This is a genomic window from Actinoallomurus acanthiterrae (assembly GCF_054775715.1).
This window is the reverse complement of the sequence record NZ_BAAHCO010000001.1, coordinates 6280433-6298840: the sequence shown is the minus strand read 5'-3', so window position 1 is coordinate 6298840 and position 18408 is coordinate 6280433. Positions and strand designations below refer to the sequence as shown.

The 18408-nt window shown below is 66.1% G+C and carries 14 protein-coding genes and 5 pseudogenes; 12 read left to right on the top strand and 7 right to left on the bottom strand.

The window, feature by feature from the left end:
• Positions 1-12: 12 nt before the first annotated feature.
• Together ACYVF7_RS29900 and ACYVF7_RS29895 are read right to left on the bottom strand one after the other, a co-directional pair.
• Positions 13-657 carry a TMEM175 family protein gene (locus ACYVF7_RS29900; RefSeq protein WP_460347306.1) on the bottom strand — a complete coding sequence of 215 codons (645 nt, stop codon included), beginning with the start codon at positions 655-657 and terminating at the stop codon, positions 13-15.
• A gap of 43 nt (positions 658-700) precedes the next feature.
• Positions 701-1764 (bottom strand): annotated as a pseudogene (locus ACYVF7_RS29895) (lactonase family protein).
• Here ACYVF7_RS29895 and ACYVF7_RS29890 point away from each other — a divergent pair.
• A pseudogene (locus ACYVF7_RS29890) lies at positions 1682-2152 on the top strand (helix-turn-helix domain-containing protein); the annotation flags it as partial. The pseudogenes ACYVF7_RS29895 and ACYVF7_RS29890 sit on opposite strands and share 83 nt — an antisense overlap.
• A gap of 26 nt (positions 2153-2178) precedes the next feature.
• Here ACYVF7_RS29890 and ACYVF7_RS29885 read toward each other — a convergent pair.
• The 4 genes and pseudogenes from ACYVF7_RS29885 to ACYVF7_RS29870 all read right to left on the bottom strand — a co-directional run bounded on the left by ACYVF7_RS29885 (position 2179) and on the right by ACYVF7_RS29870 (position 6481).
• On the bottom strand, positions 2179-2370 hold the full coding sequence (locus ACYVF7_RS29885; protein ID WP_460347304.1) for a DUF6000 family protein: 192 nt from the start codon (positions 2368-2370) through the stop codon (positions 2179-2181).
• Positions 2309-2530: pseudogene (locus tag ACYVF7_RS29880) on the bottom strand (DUF6000 family protein); the annotation flags it as partial. The pseudogene ACYVF7_RS29880 and the gene ACYVF7_RS29885, both read right to left, overlap by 62 nt.
• Positions 2531-3496: 966 nt before the next feature.
• On the bottom strand, positions 3497-4270 hold the full coding sequence (locus tag ACYVF7_RS29875) for an SDR family NAD(P)-dependent oxidoreductase (RefSeq protein ID WP_460347302.1): 774 nt from the start codon (positions 4268-4270) through the stop codon (positions 3497-3499).
• A 1149-nt stretch (positions 4271-5419) separates the two neighbouring features.
• Positions 5420-6481 carry an MFS transporter gene (locus ACYVF7_RS29870; protein WP_460347300.1) on the bottom strand — a complete coding sequence of 354 codons (1062 nt, stop codon included), beginning with the start codon at positions 6479-6481 and terminating at the stop codon, positions 5420-5422.
• Between the two features lie 356 nt (positions 6482-6837).
• On the opposite strand from ACYVF7_RS29870, the pseudogene ACYVF7_RS29865 reads away from it, so the two are divergent.
• The 4 genes and pseudogenes from ACYVF7_RS29865 to ACYVF7_RS29850 all read left to right on the top strand — a co-directional run.
• Positions 6838-7029, top strand: a pseudogene (locus ACYVF7_RS29865) (IS5/IS1182 family transposase); the annotation flags it as partial.
• A gap of 140 nt (positions 7030-7169) precedes the next feature.
• Positions 7170-7706 carry a hypothetical protein gene (locus ACYVF7_RS29860; protein ID WP_460347298.1) on the top strand — a complete coding sequence of 179 codons (537 nt, stop codon included), beginning with the start codon at positions 7170-7172 and terminating at the stop codon, positions 7704-7706.
• Between the two features lie 115 nt (positions 7707-7821).
• Complete coding sequence (locus ACYVF7_RS29855; RefSeq protein WP_460347296.1) at positions 7822-8568, top strand: SDR family oxidoreductase; 747 nt, start codon at positions 7822-7824, stop codon at positions 8566-8568.
• A gap of 400 nt (positions 8569-8968) precedes the next feature.
• On the top strand, positions 8969-9352 hold the full coding sequence (locus tag ACYVF7_RS29850; RefSeq protein ID WP_460347294.1) for an MmcQ/YjbR family DNA-binding protein: 384 nt from the start codon (positions 8969-8971) through the stop codon (positions 9350-9352).
• Between the two features lie 391 nt (positions 9353-9743).
• Here ACYVF7_RS29850 and ACYVF7_RS29845 read toward each other — a convergent pair.
• Positions 9744-9971 (bottom strand): annotated as a pseudogene (locus ACYVF7_RS29845) (non-reducing end alpha-L-arabinofuranosidase family hydrolase); the annotation flags it as partial.
• A gap of 763 nt (positions 9972-10734) precedes the next feature.
• Here ACYVF7_RS29845 and ACYVF7_RS29840 point away from each other — a divergent pair.
• From ACYVF7_RS29840 to ACYVF7_RS29810, 7 genes are all read left to right on the top strand, one after another.
• Positions 10735-11289: a carboxymuconolactone decarboxylase family protein gene (locus ACYVF7_RS29840; RefSeq protein WP_460347292.1), complete on the top strand. Its 555-nt coding sequence runs from the start codon at positions 10735-10737 to the stop codon at positions 11287-11289.
• A gap of 355 nt (positions 11290-11644) precedes the next feature.
• Positions 11645-12469 (top strand): isocitrate lyase/PEP mutase family protein, encoded by an 825-nt coding sequence (locus ACYVF7_RS29835; protein ID WP_460347290.1) that lies wholly within the window; start codon positions 11645-11647, stop codon positions 12467-12469.
• Positions 12470-12529: 60 nt separating this feature from the next.
• Complete coding sequence (locus ACYVF7_RS29830) at positions 12530-13177, top strand: nitroreductase family protein (RefSeq protein ID WP_460347288.1); 648 nt, start codon at positions 12530-12532, stop codon at positions 13175-13177.
• Between the two features lie 767 nt (positions 13178-13944).
• The gene (locus ACYVF7_RS29825) at positions 13945-14397 is read left to right on the top strand and encodes a GNAT family N-acetyltransferase (RefSeq protein ID WP_460347286.1); all 453 of its coding nucleotides are present in this window, start codon (positions 13945-13947) and stop codon (positions 14395-14397) included.
• Positions 14398-14597: 200 nt separating this feature from the next.
• The gene (locus ACYVF7_RS29820; RefSeq protein WP_460347284.1) at positions 14598-15806 is read left to right on the top strand and encodes an MFS transporter; all 1209 of its coding nucleotides are present in this window, start codon (positions 14598-14600) and stop codon (positions 15804-15806) included.
• Positions 15807-16311: 505 nt separating this feature from the next.
• Positions 16312-16941, top strand: coding sequence for a TetR/AcrR family transcriptional regulator (locus ACYVF7_RS29815; protein ID WP_460347282.1), 630 nt, complete (start codon positions 16312-16314; stop codon positions 16939-16941).
• Positions 16942-17505: 564 nt separating this feature from the next.
• A complete protein-coding gene (locus tag ACYVF7_RS29810) occupies positions 17506-18378 on the top strand; it encodes an NADP-dependent oxidoreductase (protein ID WP_460347280.1) in 873 nt (290 codons plus the stop codon).
• Positions 18379-18408: the final 30 nt, after the last annotated feature.

Here is an 18408-nt window from a genome sequence, read left to right as displayed (position 1 = left end):
GGCTGGGGGCGGTCAGGCAGGCTGGACCTGCCGCTGTGTCACCCGTGTGGCGAGGCGCGCGACGACGATGGCCGCGACCCAGCAGAGGTACGCCCATTGGCCGGCGAACGCGACGGGGATCGACACGGCGAAGCAGGCGGCGATGGCGCCGCTGCGCACCATCGCGTCGGTGAAGCGTTCGGGCGGCGTGCCTTCGGCGGCCAGCCCGGCCCGTCGTACGTGCCAGGTCATCAGCAGGAACAGCAGGCTGGTCACCGTCTCGATCAGCGCGTAGAAACCGAAGCGCAGCTGAAACGCCCCGTCGCCGGCGAGTATCTTCGTGGCGAACGGGATGAGCACGACCATCAACAGCCACAACCCGTTGAGTGAGCCGAGGGTCCGGTCGAGAGCGCGCAGGCCGCGGAAGACGTTGCGGTGCGCGGACCAGTGGGCCCAGATGACCGCGAAGCTGATCAGGAACGCCTTGTACTCGGGTCGAGCCTCGACCGCCGCGTGCCACAGCTCGGAGTTGGTCCCGCCCTTGGGAACGGGCAGCTCCAGAGCGAGCAGGGTGATCGCGATGGCCACGACGGCGTCGGTGAACAGCATCATGCGTTCGACGACGGGACCCTCGTGCTCACTCTCGGGCTTCTCCACAGATGACTCGATCTCCGTCACGGCGGTCACCGTAGCAGCGCGGCGCGACCGGTGACGGACATCCTCAGCGGCTGGGCGGCTCCCAGGGCGCGACCGCGACACAGGTGGGCGTGGCCACCGGGTATTGCGCCAGGACCGACGGTGCCCCGGTCGCCGGATCGACGGCGAAGGCGGTCACGAGGTCACTGTCCTGGTTGGCCACATAGAGCCATCGTCCGGCCAGCGCGAACTGCCGTGGACACGCTCCACCGCTCGGATACTCACCTGCCGGGCGCAACCCGTCCGGCTCGGTGGCGAACACGCTGATCCGGTCGGCGCCCCGGTTGGCCAGGTACAGGAAACGACCGTCGTCGGACAGGCCGAGATGTGAGGGGAAGTTGCCGCCGGCCGCGGCGGCGGTCGTCGCGGGCAGGGTGCCGGTGACACGCGGGCCGTCCGCGGTCTCGGTCAGAGTGATCAGCGCTGACGCCAGCTCGCCGACCACGTACGCGCGCGTCATCGACGGGTGGCGGATGATCTGGCGTGGCCCGAACCCCGGTGGCAGCGACAGGCACGTGCTCTGCTCGAGCCGCCGGCGGACGACAGCCGGTAGCCGCGGATCTCGTCGGTGCCCAGATCCACCGCGCTCACCGTGTCTCCGGCGCCGTCCGGCACGGCCATGTGCACGTGTGCGGCGTCCTGGCGATCCGGGTGCGGCCCGTGGCCGCGATGGCGTACCAGGTCCACGCGCTCGATCGGGCGGCCCGCGTCGTCCAGCGCGAAGACGGCGAGGCTGCCTCCGTGGTAGTTGGCGCACAACAGGTGGCGCCGGTCCGGCGTCAGCGCCAGATGACACGGCGTCGCGCCGCCGCTCGGCAGGCTGACCATCGGCCGCAGCCGGCCGTCCGGCTCGGCGCGCAGCGCGGTGACCATGCCCTCGGTGAGCTCGTTGACGGCGTAGAGCACGGGCAGATCGGGATGCCATACCAGGTAGGACGGTGCGGGCACGGCGACCGAGTCCGCCGGCTGAAGGGTCCCGTCCTCGGGATCCTGCCAGAACGTGGTGATGCCGATCCCGCGCCCGCCGGCCTCCTTCGTGTACGAGCCGACGCACACCAACCGGCCGGTGTGGGGTCGATCATCGCGCATCAACGGCGTCATCCTCCTCGTCGGCGGCTTCCATAGATCGTCCCAGAGGACATCGCGTCGGCCGCAGGCCGCCCCCGTTCGCCGGACCCGGGTGCATGGCCACGACACCCGCTACGGCGATGCCGACGTAGGATCCGAGACTGTGGAGGTCTTGGGCAACGAACTCGGCGCGACCTTACGCGACCGGCGCGACGAACGGCGGCTCAAGGACTTCGGATCGGATGTCTCGGTCGGTCGACGGATCCGCGGGCTGCGCCGGCAGAGGGTCGCCCGGCTGGCCGGTGGGTCCGTTGACCATCTCGTCCAGCTAGAGCAGGTGCGGGCCAAGGCAGCGTCGGCCCAGGCGCTCGCCGCGCTCGCTCAGGCGCTCCGGTTGTCGGAAACCGAGCGGCTCCACCTGTTCTTCCTCGCCGGTCAGTCCCCGCAGGACGGGACGCGGCGGCGTGAAGCGGTGCCCGACAGCGAGGACCAGCCCGCCCCACGCTGTGAGCAATGCGCCGAGAGGGCTTGGCTGGTCGAAGTGGCAGTCGAGCCGGGAAGGTAGTGGTCGAGGTAGGCCACAAGGATCTCGGCGTCCTCGGGCTGGCCGAAGCGGGCCAGGGGCAAAGCAGCAGCCCCGGCTGGCGAAGACGAAGTTGCTTGCCAGCAGCAGGTCACCGAGGGGCTGTCGGAACTGGCGGCGCCGGTCGAGGCCGATCAGCCAGGCTGCGGTGAGCCGCGAGCGCCACTCGAACTCCAAGAGTAGGTGGAGGTTTTCATCGCTCATCTGGCGGGCGTCGCGGGCCAAGCCCGCCTCGAACGCCTCGCGGTCGTCTCGGAGCGGGTTGAGCCCCCAGAAGTTGGGTGTACGGTCCGCCCGCCGCCTTGTTGAGGTCCCAGCTGACCCAGCGGCGGACGAAGGCTCGGCTGTCTAGGTCGTCGGGCACTCGGAAGGTCACGCCCGATTGCGGCTGCTTTTAAGGGATCCTTGTCTGGCCTCGGGTCGGCTTGGCTCAACGCCAGAGAGGCCCTCCCTGAGGATCGAAGCAGACCAGGCCCAGGCGCGCGGCGACCTCGGCCGCAAACGGTGCGGCCTGCTCTTGTTCTCCCGGGCAGCCTTGAGCCGCTCGGTGAGCTTTTAGTTGTCGATAGTGAGCTTCCGGTTTTCAACCGGAGCGTCCGGTTCTCGGTAGTGATCCGCTCGATGGCGTCGGCGGTCAGGTCGAGGAGTCCGCTGCTCTCGTGTCAGATCGATGCTCTCACTGTCAGTCTATGCCGGTTCTCGTCCGCGACTCCAATGGTTCCGGTGCCGGCTCGTGCCGCCGTGTGACGGTGGGTTTCGTGTCATCCGAGCAACCCGCGAGAAACCACGGTTACCGATGACCACGGAGCCGGCGGTTGCAGGCTGTGATTCCTGCGTCCGACGGCATGGGTCCGTAATCAGCCGCATCCCGTTTACCTGCGCATCCTTGCATCGGTAGCGCACGTCCTGATCTCCGTGACGGTCGGCCGCAAGGAGAGATGAGGTCGTGCCTGCCGCTGCTGATCTGCGCGCCGGTAGCGCACGTGAAGATCTCGAGCCTTGGTGAACTGATCCCCATGGGTGGAATTGCTGACCTCAGCATCGAGCGCGATCACGTGCGGGTCGGCCGAGCCACGGTCTCGCTGAATTCGCCGGCGGTTTCCCCGCGGGCGCGGGCTACGGACGCGTCCGCAACCCCGTCGGCGCGATCCCGAGATTACGTTTCGAGGATCAGTTGCGGCCGGCCATGACGCCGCCGTCGACGTCGACGATGGCGCCGGTCATCCAGCTCGACTTGTCCGACAGCAGGAACGAGACCGCGTTCGCGATGTCCTCCGGGCTGCCGACCCGCCCCAGCGGATGGAAGCCGTTGAAGCTGTCGACGGTTTCATCGAGCTTGTCCGCTGGGATGAAGCCCAGGTACAAAGGTGTCTTCACGACCGCGGGCGCGACCGCGTTAACCCGGATGCTGTGTGGCGCCAGCTCGATCGCGAGTGCCTTGGTGAACGAGTGCAGGCCGCCCTTCTGCACGGAGTAGCCGGTGTGCGGCGTCGCCGCGATGCCCTGGTGCGCCCACATCGAGCCGACGTTGACGATGGCGCCGCCCCGGCCTCCCGCGACCATACCCGCGACGACGGTCTGCGTTATGAAGAACAGTGCGCGGTTCAGTTCGTTGTACGAGTCGTAGAAGGCTTCGTCGTACTCGCTGAATGCCTTCGGGACGAAGAAACCCGCGGCGTTGACGAGCAGGGTCGCGTCGGCGTGCTCGGCGGCGAGCTGCTTCCGGACCTCCGGTACCTGGTCGCGGTCGGTCAGCTCGGTCGTGATGCCCCACGCCTTTCCGTGCCGCGACAACGCTTCGACCGCAGCCCGGACCTTGTCCTGGTCTCGACCCGTGATTACGGCGGTGCCGCCCCCGGCGAGCACTTGGTGGGCCGTGGCCAGGCCCATGCCGCTGCTGCCGCCGACGACCACGACTTTATGGCCCTCAAAGTTCTCACTCATGACAGTTGTTCCTTCCCCATTGAATCGCGATTTGTGTTGGTAGAAGTCGGTTACCCCCGGGGGGTGGTACGACGTCCGTGGAACTCGGCGCCGGTTGGTCCAAGTCGGACAGTTCGTCGCCACCGGAGGCACGGACCGTCGCACACTAGATTCGGTAGAACTGGTCTGTCAAGTCCACTTCTGAGGTCCAAACGGATGCTCGCGAAGGAGGAGCACGCCGTGATCCCCGGCTCGGCCTCGACGACGACCGCGACACACACACCGCCGCAAGACCTGCGATGATGGTGCTTCGGCTCGGCAGGACCCCGCCACCTCCGGGCAGAGTCGATCCGGACGGGGAGGCGGTACCGGAGCTCCCCTCGGCTGGCCGCTGCTAGGATCCAAGCTGGTGATTAGGACTATATAGCCCAGTTGAAGTGCGCCCGACTTCAGGTGTGCACCGGGATCACTGACTGGGTAGAGGAGACGATCTGCCTACCGAGAAGGCGATCCTGGTCGGCGGCTGCTTCTGGGCACGCCGCATAACCCCATCTCAGACCGCGTGGTCCAATATTCGAGCGGCACAGGTTAGGTACCGTCCGGGAGAAGCGGGTCGAGCCGGCGTATGCGCCTCCCGCCCGAGTGCATGGCGAGGACGCCCGCACGGCACCCGGGCGTGGCCTGGCCGCCGGATCGCCCCCGATGCGGCCGGATGGCCGGGACGACGCCCAAAAGCTCGGCGCGCGGAGAAATGACGATCATCAGCCTCGCCGACATGATCGATCCCACGGGGTGAAAGTTTCGCGCCATCGGACTCGGGTGTAGCGGCGTGGGCGTGATCGGACCGGCGCCGAGTGGCGGGGCGGTCTACGCGTCAGTTGCCGGGGGATCACGCGTCTGGCCCCCTTTGCGGCGCGACGGTCAGGGAATCGGCCTCGGGTGGGCATTGCCGGCACTCGGACGGGTCTGTGTGATCTTCTGTACGGTGCCGCACGCGCCGTGGCGGGCCCAGATGCCGTGTGTGTCGGTTCGGATTGGTCCGTGGAGCAGGGTGGGTGCTTCCCAGGGCAGGCCCCAAATGTCGGTGGCCAGCACCGTCCAGCCCGGCCACGAGCGCCAAGTGCGCCCGGGGCTCTGAGCGCCTGGCCCCCCTGCCTCGCTTCAGTCTCCTCATTCCCTCCGGGTGAGTGTGATGAACCGCGCCGCCACCGCGGTGAGCACGGCGGAGGCAAGGACGGTGAAGCCCGCCGTGAGGAACACCGTCTGCAAGGTTGTCGACGAAACAAGGATCGCGCCGAGGCCAGACCCGGCCGCCAGGGCTATCTGAAGGTTCGTCACATTCACCGCCGACGCGGCTTCCGGGGTTTCCGGGGCCGAGTCGAGCATCCAGACCAGCGTTCCCGGGTTCACGATTCCCCAGACCAGGCCCCACAGCGCGATCAACAGGCCAGCAAGCCAGGGGAGGGTGCCCACGCTCGCCAGCCGGGCGGCCCGCCGTGTCACGACTCCCACGAGATCACGCAGGTGTGTACGCCCGTCCGGCGGAATACCCGGCAGCACGACCGTCTGCACAACCACGATAAGCAGTGTCGCCGCCGCCGCAATGGCGAAAGTGGGACGCCAGCCGACGAGGTTGCCGAGGAACTGTCCCGCAGGCAGCCCCACCACCGTCCCACCCGAAATACCGGCCGCGATGATGGTGATGGCGCGAGTTCCGCCGGCCGGGCCCACCAGCTTGGGTCCGACCGGTGCGACCACGGTCCAGAAGGCTCCGAGGGCGGCGCCGAAGAGCATACGGGCGATCAACACCAGGAGAAAGTTCGGCGCCACCGCGACGACCGCGTTCGACACCAGCACCGTTAGACATAGGACGAGAATGACCGAGCGCCGGTTGAAGCGGCCGGAGCAGAGGAAGAACGGCGGCGCCGACACCGCGGCACTGAAGCCCGGCACGAGCACCATCAGCCCTGCGAGGCCGAGCGAGACATGCAGTCCATCGGCGATCTGCGGTAGCAGCCCCACTGGCAGCGTCTCCGTCATGACGATGACGAACGCGCCGAGCGCGACCGCACCGACGGACGCCCAGCCCCGCCTGCTACCGGGCTCCTCAGCAGCGACGCCAGTGCGGGCGGCTGCAGGCTGGGTCGGGACGGCCGCGGTGCACGACGATGCCGTGACCACGCGCACCTGCGGTGCGTGGTGTGTCGGCGTCGCCTCTTCGTTTTCGATCACGTGTTCTCCTCGCTCATCGCTTGCTCCTGACCGGGCTCCGCTCTGTAAGCACCACGGGGTGTATCTGCGCGAGTCACGCGGGCATTCAAAACACCTCACGTTGCGATCTAGCTCCATGAGCCCAATGCGCGGCTGCGCGGCCGTGTTAGCCCTTGATGAGGTCTCCGTCGCGCCGACTTACTGCAGCATCGGCGCAGTCGGTTCCGCGGCTGATGGCTCCTGTGTGCTCCGTCCTCGACCTGCCGCGGGCGGTTGGCCCGATGAGCTCGGTCGATCCGTCGACGAAATAATAGGACTAGTTAGTCCAAATTAGCGTATCGCGGCTTCGGCGCGCGTGTGCGCTTGGTCCTGACACGTTGATGTCGCTCGTCCACGCGACCCCGCCGGTGCGGGGCCGTCGCGGCCGGCCCCGCCGGCGGCAAGACACGCGCTACGCCTGTCGCGACTATGACTACGACCAGTACCGCAGGCGGGCCCGCGGGGTCGGGATCACGCCGCTCATTGCCCGGCGCGGCGAGGCGCACGGCTCCGGTCTGGGCGTGTATCGCGGTACGCTTGTCGATCAGTGAAGTGGACTAAATAGTTCTCTATGGTGCATGATGGGCGCACCAGAGGACGAAGCTGCGTCAGGCGAGTTCGGCGTCGCTGACTTCGTGAGTCTCGTAGGGACAGAAGAAGGGCCACCACGGTGAGTGAGCAGCTGGGCTTCATGCCGAGTTCGTCGGTTGCCGGCCTGCCATTGAAGCTGTCCTCAGCCAACATCACAGCCGGTGGCGACCGGTCCCGCGACCTCGAGCCCGATCGCCTCGTGCAGCTGGAGCTCTCGATCAGTGTGCGCGCGCTAGGCGAGATCGAGGTCGTGCTCGCCACAACCGACAAGTCTGGAGAAGGCGCCGGTAACTCCCGTGAGATCCCGGCAGCAGAACGTCGCGAGCTGTACATCAACTCGATCTTGCTGAGTTCGCTGCCTGGCGTCCTTCACCTCTCCGGCCGGAGCCACGGCGGGTACCACGACGCAGCCGCCGCGCGGTCGTACACGTTGACGCTGACCTTCTCCGATGGGAGGGCTACCACGAACTTTTGGAGCACGACGTTCGACGCTGCACGCTCATCACTCGTCGACTCAAGATGGCACCTGGCCGTGCCCCTCAGTCACTCGTTGATGCGGCAGCCCTCCCTCCTCACGCCCCGTGACACCAGCTGGGCTCGGTGCGATGCCTGTTGAGCCGTTCAATCAAGACGAGTGGTCCTGTCAAGCCCTGGCCAGGCAGCTTTAGTCGCTCGTGCCGTGCATAACTGTGAATTCGTGGCAGTGTAATAACTAATGTGGAGTGATCGCCATGTCGGCACGTGCAGCTCTGATCACCGGTGGCACCAGTGGGATCGGGAAGGCCACCGCGGAGGTTCTACATAGCCGCGGCTACCGGGTCGCGGTCACTGGACAACGTCCGGAAAGCGTCGCCCGGGCGCGCGAGGAGCTACCCGAGGACGTCCTGGTGTTGCGTGCTGACGCGCGCTCCCTTGCTGACACTGACCGGGTTGTGTCCGAGGTCCGCGAACGATTCGGGAGTCTGACAACGCTGTTCCTGAACGCCGGCGTCAGCCGTCCCGTGGCGCTGGACGCCTGCGACGAAGCCGCCTTCGACGACGTGTTCGCCGTCAACACCAAAGGACAGTTCTTCACTCTGGTAAAAACGCTGCCACTGCTGTCCGACGGCGCTTCGATCATTGTAACCGCGGGTATCGGAGCGACGCGCAGCCTGACCGGCAACAGTCTCACAGCCGGGTCGCGAGGCGCGCTGCTGACCATGATCCCAACGCTGGCCCTGGAGCTCGCCCCACGCCGCATCCGAGTCAACGCCGTCAGCCCGGGATTCACCGACACGCCCATGCTGCGGGCCGCCCTCGGCATGGGATCCGATGAGGTCGCCGCGATGCTGGCCGCTATGGCGGCGAAGAACCCGTTCGGTCGCCTCGGCAGGCCTGAGGACATCGCCGAGACCGTCGCGTTTCTGGCTTCGGACGGAGCCGCGTACATCACTGGGCAAGAGATCGTGGTGTCCGGCGGCGCTGGATTGGCCGTCTGACCGTACTATCGACAATCTACGGACACATTTCTGTCCGTATCCGGTGTCACGGACCTCGCGCGTGACGAACCCGATATTCGACGAACGGCAGGATTCCCGGCCCGCAGAATCGAAGGAAGTGTCAGGACCGCAGAATACAAAGCCTTTGACATCGCACGACCGAATCGCTCGGGAACCCTGTGCCGCTCGAAAATAGGGTTCGGATTAGAGAGCCTTTTCAGCACGCGTCTGAGCTGCTGTCGGTCGCAGCTTGATCCCGAGTTCGCCATACACCCGCGTCGGCTTCCGTCACTGTTGCCGGCGCGCGGGCGCCGCCGTTCGTGGCGGCCATGCACGAGACGCCACCTTGGGCCTTGGCCGGGAGGTCAGGGCACTCGGATCGATAGAGGAGTTGATCACCTTGGACGGACAGGAACTGCAGAAGATCGCGGGCGACTGCATTGTGGAACTGCCCGGCGCCGACCTGGAGCGTCGTTTCGGCCCCGACTGGGAGGTCTACAAGGTGCGCGGCAAGGTCTTCATGCTCATGACCGACATGCCGGGGCGCCCCGTCGTGATCCTGAAAGCTGATCCGGACGACGCCGCAGCCCTGTGTGAGCAGTACGTGGACATTACCCCCGGGTATCACATGAACAAGAGGCACTGGATCACGGTGGAAGGCGGGGGCACCATCGACGAGAAGCTAGTGAAGGAGCTCGTGATCGACTCCTACCGTCTCGTGGTCGGCGGGCTTCCCAAAGCCGAGCAGCCCGTGGATCCGCGCACCCACGGCCGCCGCGCCTGACCTTCGTCATGCCCATCAGCGGCGAGAAGCTCCAGGACAGAGCGCGCGACACGGCACTGGCGCTGCCCGGGGTCAGCCACGGGCGTCCGTTCACCGAGCAGCTGGAGGTCTACAAGGTGGCGGGCAAGGTCGTCCTGATCGTCACGGACGGCCCGGACGAACACATCGTCACCCGCAAGGCAGAACCTGAGTATGGGCGGCTGCTGCAACACGAACAGGCACCCTTGCCGACCTCTTCGACGAGCTGCCTGTGCCGGAACATACGTCCGACGCAGTGGCACTCGTTTTCGGGCCCGGCGCCGCCCTGGCCCCCCACGACGTGCTCTGGTACATGGACACACCCAAGCGGTGCGCGGAGGCTGCGGTCGCCGCTGGAACCGCGCGCGGCAGGCTAGTGCTGCAGTGTCAGCAGGCCCGGACGCCATGGCAGTTGGTCGTAGGGGCCGGTGGCGGTTGGGGATTTGCCCTGGTAGAGGAGTTGGAGGTTGCAGGGATCGATGGTCATGGTCTGGTCGGGGTTGCTGCGGACGAGGTCGCCGTGGCTGATGTCGTTGGTCCAGGTGGCTCCGCTGTTGGCCTTGCCCGCGAACGGGTTGCTTTCGCTGCTGGCCTGCGGAGTCCACGCGCCTGGACATTCACGGGGTGGACTCGAGGCATCCTGATCATCGCCGTGGTCATGGCACTCGGTGGAGTTGTTTCGGCCGTCTTCATCCGCAACCCCGCGGCTGCCTCCGACGAGTCCGCGTGTCTTCCCGCGCCGGCGGGGACTGTAAGACGTTCGGCACCACTCGGTGTCAAGCCGCGGGGATCAGAGAGGTAACCGAACGTTGGACAGCCCTACACCCTCGATGAAGTGTGTTGCAAACCCTCTCGTAGATGGACGCGAGGCGGAGGCGCAGGCAGATCCGAGAGATCTTGCGTTCGTTTCAGCAGCCCGACAGGCAGCGTCGGACTAAATAGTCCATTTAATGGACGATCACGCCCGAGCCGACCTGGCTCGAGGCGGCTTGAAGTCGCCCATTCTGACCAGCCGAATGACGCACGGCGTGCCTTGATGTGGCTCTGGGTGGCAGGTTTACCGACCCGATGGGCATTGACCCGCTTGCATCCAGCGCGGCCCGCTCGGCCCGCCTGGGGGAGGGGTTGTTGCGTGGAAGGTTTTTGGACTGTATAGTCCTCTTTGTACGATGCTCCTGTTGCGAAGAGATCCGGAACTCGGCGCCGACGGAGTCAGCCCGCGCAATGCAGAGGCGCCCGGCGCAACCGAGGCCATCGGCCAGGTTGCGGTCAGGGCTAGGACCTGCGGCGGAGCTCTAAAGCACTAAGAGTCCGACGTGGGCTCGACGACGACTACTCACACCCCGACCGGAGGTCGATTCGCTGTGTCACGACTGAACATTCCCCCTCTAGAGGATGTACCTGCCGGCGCGCAGCAGATACTCGACAACGTCGGTGCGCAGCTCGGCTTCGTCCCGAACATGTTCAAGACCATCGCGTCGAACCCGACCGTTCTCGAGGTCGTCACGACTCTGCAGGGCACCTTGAGCCGGGTTCTGGACGCAAAGACCCGGCACAGCATCGCGCTCGCCGTGTCGCAAGCCAGCGGCTGCAGTTACTGCCTGGCGATACACACCTACGTCGCGACCGAATTCACCGGCATGTCAGGCGACGACATCGAGCTCGGCCGCGCTGGGAGCTCGGTCGATCCCGAGCGCGCCGCGGCCGCTCGCTTCGCGCAACGGGTGGTCGACAGCCGCGGGCGGGTCAGCGACGCCGAGCTCGCGGGTGTGCGAGGCGCCGGGTACACCGACCCACAGATCCTGGCGATCGTCGCTGTGGCAGTGCAATTCCTGCTCACCAACTTCATCAACAACGTCAACCAGACCGACCTCGACATCCCCGGCGCGGACTCGGTCGATACGGCCGTGGCCCAGTGAACCCGCGCCCGGAGCCGACGCGGCGGGCGCAACTTCGCGGCCCGTCGCCGCGAAGGAGTCTTCGAGAACTGGGTGGCGTACCGGGACCTACCTCACTGACGGGCATCAGTTGCTCTGGGAGTACCCGCGCCAGACACCGACGGGCGAACAGACCCACCTCGTCGAGTGCATGGACATCATCGACGGACTCATCGCGCGTCATCTGATCTGTTGGGGCTGGATCGGGTTTAAGAAGCTCCACGCCGCCGCCAACAACACCCCGCCCACCGGTTGATCGCCGGAACCCTCGACGCGGTCCGCGCACCCAGCCGGCAAACCCTTCACCGAATCAACGATCATTCAGGAAAGGCTCGACATGCCGGGCTCCGAACTCTATGAGAAATTCATGGCGCTGCACACCCGCGACGGTGGCCTCGTCATGCCGAATGCTTGGGACGGCCTCTCGGCGCTGATGCTGGCCGATGCCGGCTTCGAGGCGATCGCGACATCGTCGGCGGCGCTCGCCACCACGCTCGGCCGCCTCGATGGGCGTCACGAAGTCACCCGCGAAGAGCACCTCGAGCATGGGCGGCTGCTCGCCCGACTCACCGGGCTGCCCGTCAACGGAGACTTCGAGGACGGTTACGGCGACACGCTTGAAGACGTCGCCGCGACCGTTGAGGCCGCCGTGGAGTCTGGCCTGGCCGGTATCGGGGTCGAGGACACCTCGGGCAATCCCGATCAACCCATCCGCGGCTTCGACGAGGCAGTCAATCGCGTACGTAGCGCCGTCGACGCGGCCAAGGAGCGCATCGTCGTCACCGGCCGCACCGACAACTTCATCCAGGGGCGGCCCGATCTCGACGACACCATCCGGCGTCTGACGGCCTTCGCTGAGGTCGGCGCGGATGTGCTCTACGCCCCGTACCCACCCGACCTCGACGCACTTGAGGCGATCGTCACCGCAGTCGCGCCGACACCGGTCAACGTCCTCGTGTCACCGTCGGACAAGGTGCTGACCGTCGCCGAACTGCAGAAGGCAGGGGTCAAGCGCATCAGCTTGGGTCCGTTGCTCTACATCCACGCGATGGGCGCACTCGAACAGGCCACGAAGGCGCTCGTCGCGGGCGACCTCGCCTCGGCGACGACAGGCATCAGCTTCGAGCGCATTGGCGAACTACTCGCCCGCGGCAAGAACTAGCCCAAACCCTACGAATTACTGGCTCTTCACTCACTGGTTGCAAGAAGAAAGCAGGTTGACATGGATCTCGACAAGCTCATGAGCAAGCATCTCACCAGGGCTTTCGATCCCAGTAAGACCATCCCGGAAGAAACCCTTCAAAAGCTGTTGAGGTTTCTGCGGTCCACGCCGTCGTCGACGAACATCCAGCCCAATCACTTCTACGTGATCGGCACGACCGAAGGCAAAGAGAAGCTCGTAGCCCACCTGGGTGAACGATTCCAGGACAACGGCGAGAAGATCATGTACTCGTCGCACACCATCATCCTCACCACTCGGGCAGATCTCCCCGACAGCCACGTCGAAGAGGTGTTCGACAAGGAGACGGCCGACGGTCGGTTCGGTGACCCGGCGAAGCGCGCGCTGTGGCAGTCGATGACCCGCGACTTCCTCAACCTGCGCAACTATGGCTACAAGGACATCAACCACTGGATGGAAAAGCAGACCTACATGGCGCTGGGTATGACCATGATGGCGGCCGCTGAGCTGGGCGTTGAGGCCATGCCGCTCGAAGGGTTCGACCCGACCAGTGTCGACAAGGGGTTCAAGATCCGCGAGACCGGACACACCACAACCGTGCTGCTGGCCCTCGGCTACCCCAACCTTAAGAAGGTGTACACCGACCCGATTTCGCGCTTCGATGCCGACCGGCTGTTCACCTTCGTCTAAGCATCCCCGGCATCGGAACGACTGTGGCCGAAGTGCGCAGGCCGCGGACGGAGTACGTCCACTCCGACCAGTTCCACGATGAAGTCTTCAGCGAGGAACTCGCCGAAGACTTCATCGTGGAACTTCGTACCAGAAGCGTCAGGGTATCTGGGTCTGCATCTCGGCCTGGGCGGTCGCTCCGCGCATCTGAGCCCGGCCACGCGCGCGAGGCCGCTGGTCGCGAGGCAACCCCGCACTTGGGTAGGGACCGTAGCCGCCAAGATTGGCGGCTACTTCGATGTCGTCCGCATACCAGCAGACAACGAACTCGTGATCCTCTCTGGCACGGCTGGCCTCGAACCTGCGTGCGCTGGAACGGGCAGGTGACCGACCAACTGCTCGACCGCGCGCTGGCGGCGGCCAAGGAATGCGGCGTGAGCGAGCGCGTGGTGGTGCAGGTCGCGGGGCGCTGGAGCTGCCGGTCGTCGCGCAGCAGGCGACCGTGGCCACTCTTGATACGGCACTGACTCTGAGGAACCTGCGGCATCACGCCGAGCATTTGGGCTCCTGAGCATTCACGCCGCGCCCAGCGGGTCCGGGATGGTCGGCTGCGGACGAACATCGGCCAGATCGCGGCACTCGACGATGTCGTCCCAGCGTTCAACCCGACCGAGCGGATCAAGGGCAAGACCATCATCTGCGCTTCGTCCCTAAACCACTCGGCACGCCCAAGAACAAGAATGAGCGGCCCCGGCCGGCGAACGAACAATCAACGAAGGGACACCCCCATGACCGACCCGACTAAGCCGGCCCGATGCGCCTTCGGGTACCCGGGCGAGGCCGGATACTCCGACGGGAATGGCACCCTCAGTCAGGACCAGATCGTCCTTATCGACGAGGTAATCGACGATCCCCACGCTCCTGCGTTCGACTTCGCAGTCGTCAACGACGAGAAAGCCGGCATCTACGAGGCCATCGTCGGCGACCGCGAGATTGCCGGACTGCCATACAACGTCGCGGGCGACGACCGACTCGTGTTGCTGGCCACCTCGGTGTTCCCCGAGTTCCGCAAACAGGGCATCGCCACCGAGCTGATAAGGCGTGTCCTCGACGACGTGCGCGGGCAGGGCAAGACGGTCACCATCATGTGCCCGATCGTGCGCACCTTCATCGAGCACAACCCCGAGTACGCCGACCTCATCGACCCTAAGCGCCCAGGAGTAACCAAAGGCCACCGATGACCTTGGTACTCCGCACCTGCTGGTGGTCCGTGCGCAGGCATCGAGGACGAGCGAAATCGTGACGTTGTAAGTAAGACTGCGCGACGAACAGACACAAATCAGGTGCACGGAGGCCACCATTCGTTGGGCCTTCTCGCTTACCGGTGTCGCGTGGGTCACTATTTGGTCCATTCGCGGCCGGCCTAGTTCAGAACAGAAAGATGCAGAACGTGGCACCTGTGATCAAACAGGTCAGCCGGGGCGGAACGCTCCGGCTGGCTTTCTCATCTGCGGTGGTATCCCTGGCGGCCGCGTTTGCCGCGGTGGGCTCGACGATCCCGCTTTTCAACATCTACCGGGCCGAGGACGGGTTCACCAACGCCGGCATCTCGATGACCGTCGTCGCCTACTCCGCTGCCACTTTCACCACACTGTTGATGACGGGACGGCTGTCCAATCATCTCGGCCGACGGCCCACCTCGATCGCGAGCCTCGGCCTGCTTGTGCTGGGCTGTCTGGTGCTGCTGAACGTGCACGACATCGGCATCCTGATCGCCGGTCGGCTCCTGATGGGCCTCGGGGCCGGGCTGGCCGGCACCAGCCTCACCTCCTACATCGTCGATGCCGCACCGGCCAGGCCGGCCTGGTTGGCCTCCGTCGCCTCCAGCCAGACAGTCATGCTCGGCCTCGCCGTCGGCGCCATCGCCTCCGGAGCCTTGGTCCAGTTCGGCCCCTGGCCACGCGAGCTCATCTACCTGGTTGCCGGCGGCCTCCTCCTCCTGTCTGCCGCACTCGTCGCTGTCAGCCCGGAGACTGAAACTCCGTCGCCGGGCGCTTGGCGATCACTGCGACCCCAGGTCCGCGTTCCGGCCCGGGTCAGGCGTCTTCTCCCTGTCGCCGCAGCGGTGTTCCTGGCCACCTGGGCGACCGGGGCTTTCTACCAGGCCTTCGTGCCCGCGTTGGTCGAAGATCAACTCCACACGCGCAGCCCTCTCGTCCTTGGGCTGGTGTTCGCCGCCTACATGGGCCCCAGTGCTCTGGGTGCTCCCCTCGGCGGCCGGTTCACACCGGCGGCAGCCCAACGCATCGGCATGATCATCTTCCTGGCCGGATGGATCGGCATCATCACAGCGATCGCCACCGGCACACTGGCGTTGTTCATCGCCGCAACCATCGTCGGCGGCGCTGCTCAAGGCATCGCTATCAGCGCCGCCACCCGCGGCCTCCTGCACGGCAGCACCCTGGCCGACCGGTCACCAATCTTCAGCGCGATCTACCTCTTCTGCTACAGCGCCGCCACCTTCCCCGGCCTCCTCGCCGGCCAGCTTTCCAACACCTTCTCGCTGCCGCAGATCGCCCTCGGCTACGGCGTCCTTGCCCTCCTCGCGACGCTGTTCACTGTTGTCGCTGCGCGCAACCCGCTCACCTAGACGACCGGGAACAGCCAGCTCGGTGAGTAGTCATGACGAACCTCACCGTCATCCAGACCTCACTCGACCCTGAGCAGGTCGCCGCCCGCGCTCGGCGACGCCCGTCGATCGCCGCGCGGATCAGCGCGATGGGGCCGAACCGGATCGGTGCCCTGTCCCTCCTCGTCGGAACGTCGTCTCGACCGCCGCGAGCTGGTGGGGGATCTCCTCGAATCCCGGGTCGGACCGCTCGCCGAACGTCGCGGGATCAGGACGGGACCGTTGGTACGGGAAGTAGATGCCGGTCAGTTCACCGTGGTCGGCGACGAGAGTCAGCCGGCCAGCGGAGTGTCGATCGTCATATCGATTCGACCGCGCATCCAGCCCACCGCATTGCCAATACAAATGCGTCTATCGTCCACTTAAGATGATGACAAAGGGGCTGAGCTAGTGGCAGACCCGTAGCCGAGGGGACCATGTAGTCCATGCGGCGGCAGCTGTGATCAAACAGGGTAGCCTGAAGCCTGTGAGCAGGCCGGAGAACGCACAGCCGGAGCGGAGGCTGACGCCACGTGGGGCCGCCACCCGCGCGCGCATCGTGGCGGCTGCTGTCGAGCTGATGTACGTGAAGGGCGTGAACGCGACCACGCTGGACGACGTCCGGGCTGCGAGCAATACCAGTAAATCCCAGCTCTACAACCACTTCCCGGACAAGGAGGAACTGGTCCGCGCCGTCGTCGCGGAGCGGACCGCGCAGGTCCTCGAGCGTGAACGCGGCTACCTTCAGCGCTTGAAGTCGTTCCGCGGTCTGGTCCGCTGGCGCGACGCGCTGGTGCAGCGAAACGCGTTGCGGAACGGCGCCTACGGCTGTGCGCTCGGCTCGCTGGCCAGCGAGCTCGCCGACCAGGACGACCATGCCCGAGCCACGCTCGCCGAGTCGTTCGTGGAATGGGAAGGGCTGCTCGCCGCCGGCCTGCGGCGGATGTGGGACAGCGGGGTGCTCAGGCCGGATGCCGACCCGGAGAAGCTTGCCACGGGTCTGATGGCCGCCTTGCAAGGCGGGTACCTCCTCGCTGAGACCGCGCATGACATCAAGCCCATGGAGATCGCCCTCGATATGGCGCTTGACCACGTGAAGTCGTTCCTCACGGCGTGACGGCGTGTGTGCGGACGTAGCCGAGGGCTATGTCCAGGGCCACCTCCAACCGTCGCACGTCGCGGGTGGTGCGGGCGAGTAGCAGACCACCCTGTAGCGCGGCCATCAGGCCGGTCGCGAGTCTTCCAGGATCGGCATCCGCCGTGGGTTCGCCGCTGTCCCGAACCCGGGCGCCGTCTCGCGACCAGGACAAGGCCGAAGTCGTCCGTGCGGTACTGGCCAGGCGGGAGATCGGGGTCGTCACGTCTGCGGCCGCCGAAGCCGCGTCTGATCACTGCCATGCAACCCACATCCTGTGGCCGGACGGTCTGGACTATAATGTCCAGAGAAGATCGGCGTGGCATCGATCGGCGAGCCTTCGCCGGCCATCAATGGTCGGGCGCATCAGCGCGAATGACGGTCGTGGTGGTACGTCCTCGACTGGCCGGGTGCCTCTGCATCGGAGCTATAATGGACGATATCGTCCACAGAATCGTGCGCAGAGTGTGGCTGCGAGGACTGGATGCAAGGAGGTGCGGGATGAAGGCGATTGTGGTGAGGGACCAGGCCGCGGGAACGGCCGGGATGGCGCTGGTGGAGCGGCCCGAGCCGCCGGCGGCGATAAACGACGTCGTTGTGCGGGTTCATGCGTCGGGGTTCGTCCCGACTGAGATGGCGTGGCCCTCGACCTGGACCGATCGCGCCGACCGTGACCGAGCACCGTCGGTCCCTGGGCACGAGCTGGCCGGGGTGGTCACCGCTCTCGGCTATGGCACGACGGGGCTGTCGGTGGGACAGCGGGTGTTCGGCCTCACGGACTGGCATCGTGACGGCACTCTGGCGGAGTATGTGGCCGTCGAGGCACGCAACCTCGCGCCGCTGCCGGGCGACGTCGACTTCACGGTGGGCGCGAGCCTGCCGATCTCGGGTTTGACCGCGTGGCAAGGGTTGTTCGAGCATGGCCGTCTTCGGGCGGGGCAGAGCGTCCTCGTGCACGGCGCGGCCGGCTCAGTCGGGTCGATGGTGACGCAGCTCGCACGTGAGTTCGGCGCCTACGTCATCGGCACCGGACGCGCGGCCGACCGTCAAAAGACGCTCGACTTCGGCGCGCAAGAGTTCGTCGACCTTGAGAACGACGCGCTGGAAGACGTCGGCAGCGTCGACCTGGTGTTCGATGTCATCGGCGGTGACATCCAGACGCGGTCCGCGGGCTTGATTCGAGCCGGAGGAACGCTGGTGTCCGTCGTCGGGCCGACCGAGGCGCGGCCCACCGATGGCCTGGCGGTCGACTTCGTTGTCGAGTCCGATCGTGCCCAGCTGGGTGAGATCGTCCAGCGAGTCCGGGACGGACGACTGCGGACCAACATCGGCACCGTCACGACCCTCGACAACGCCGTCGCGGCCATCAACTCAACCGAGCGCCGCAAAGGGAAGACGATCATCAACGTTCGTCCATAAGGAGAGCGTGTTTGAGAAGGTGGGGGCCAT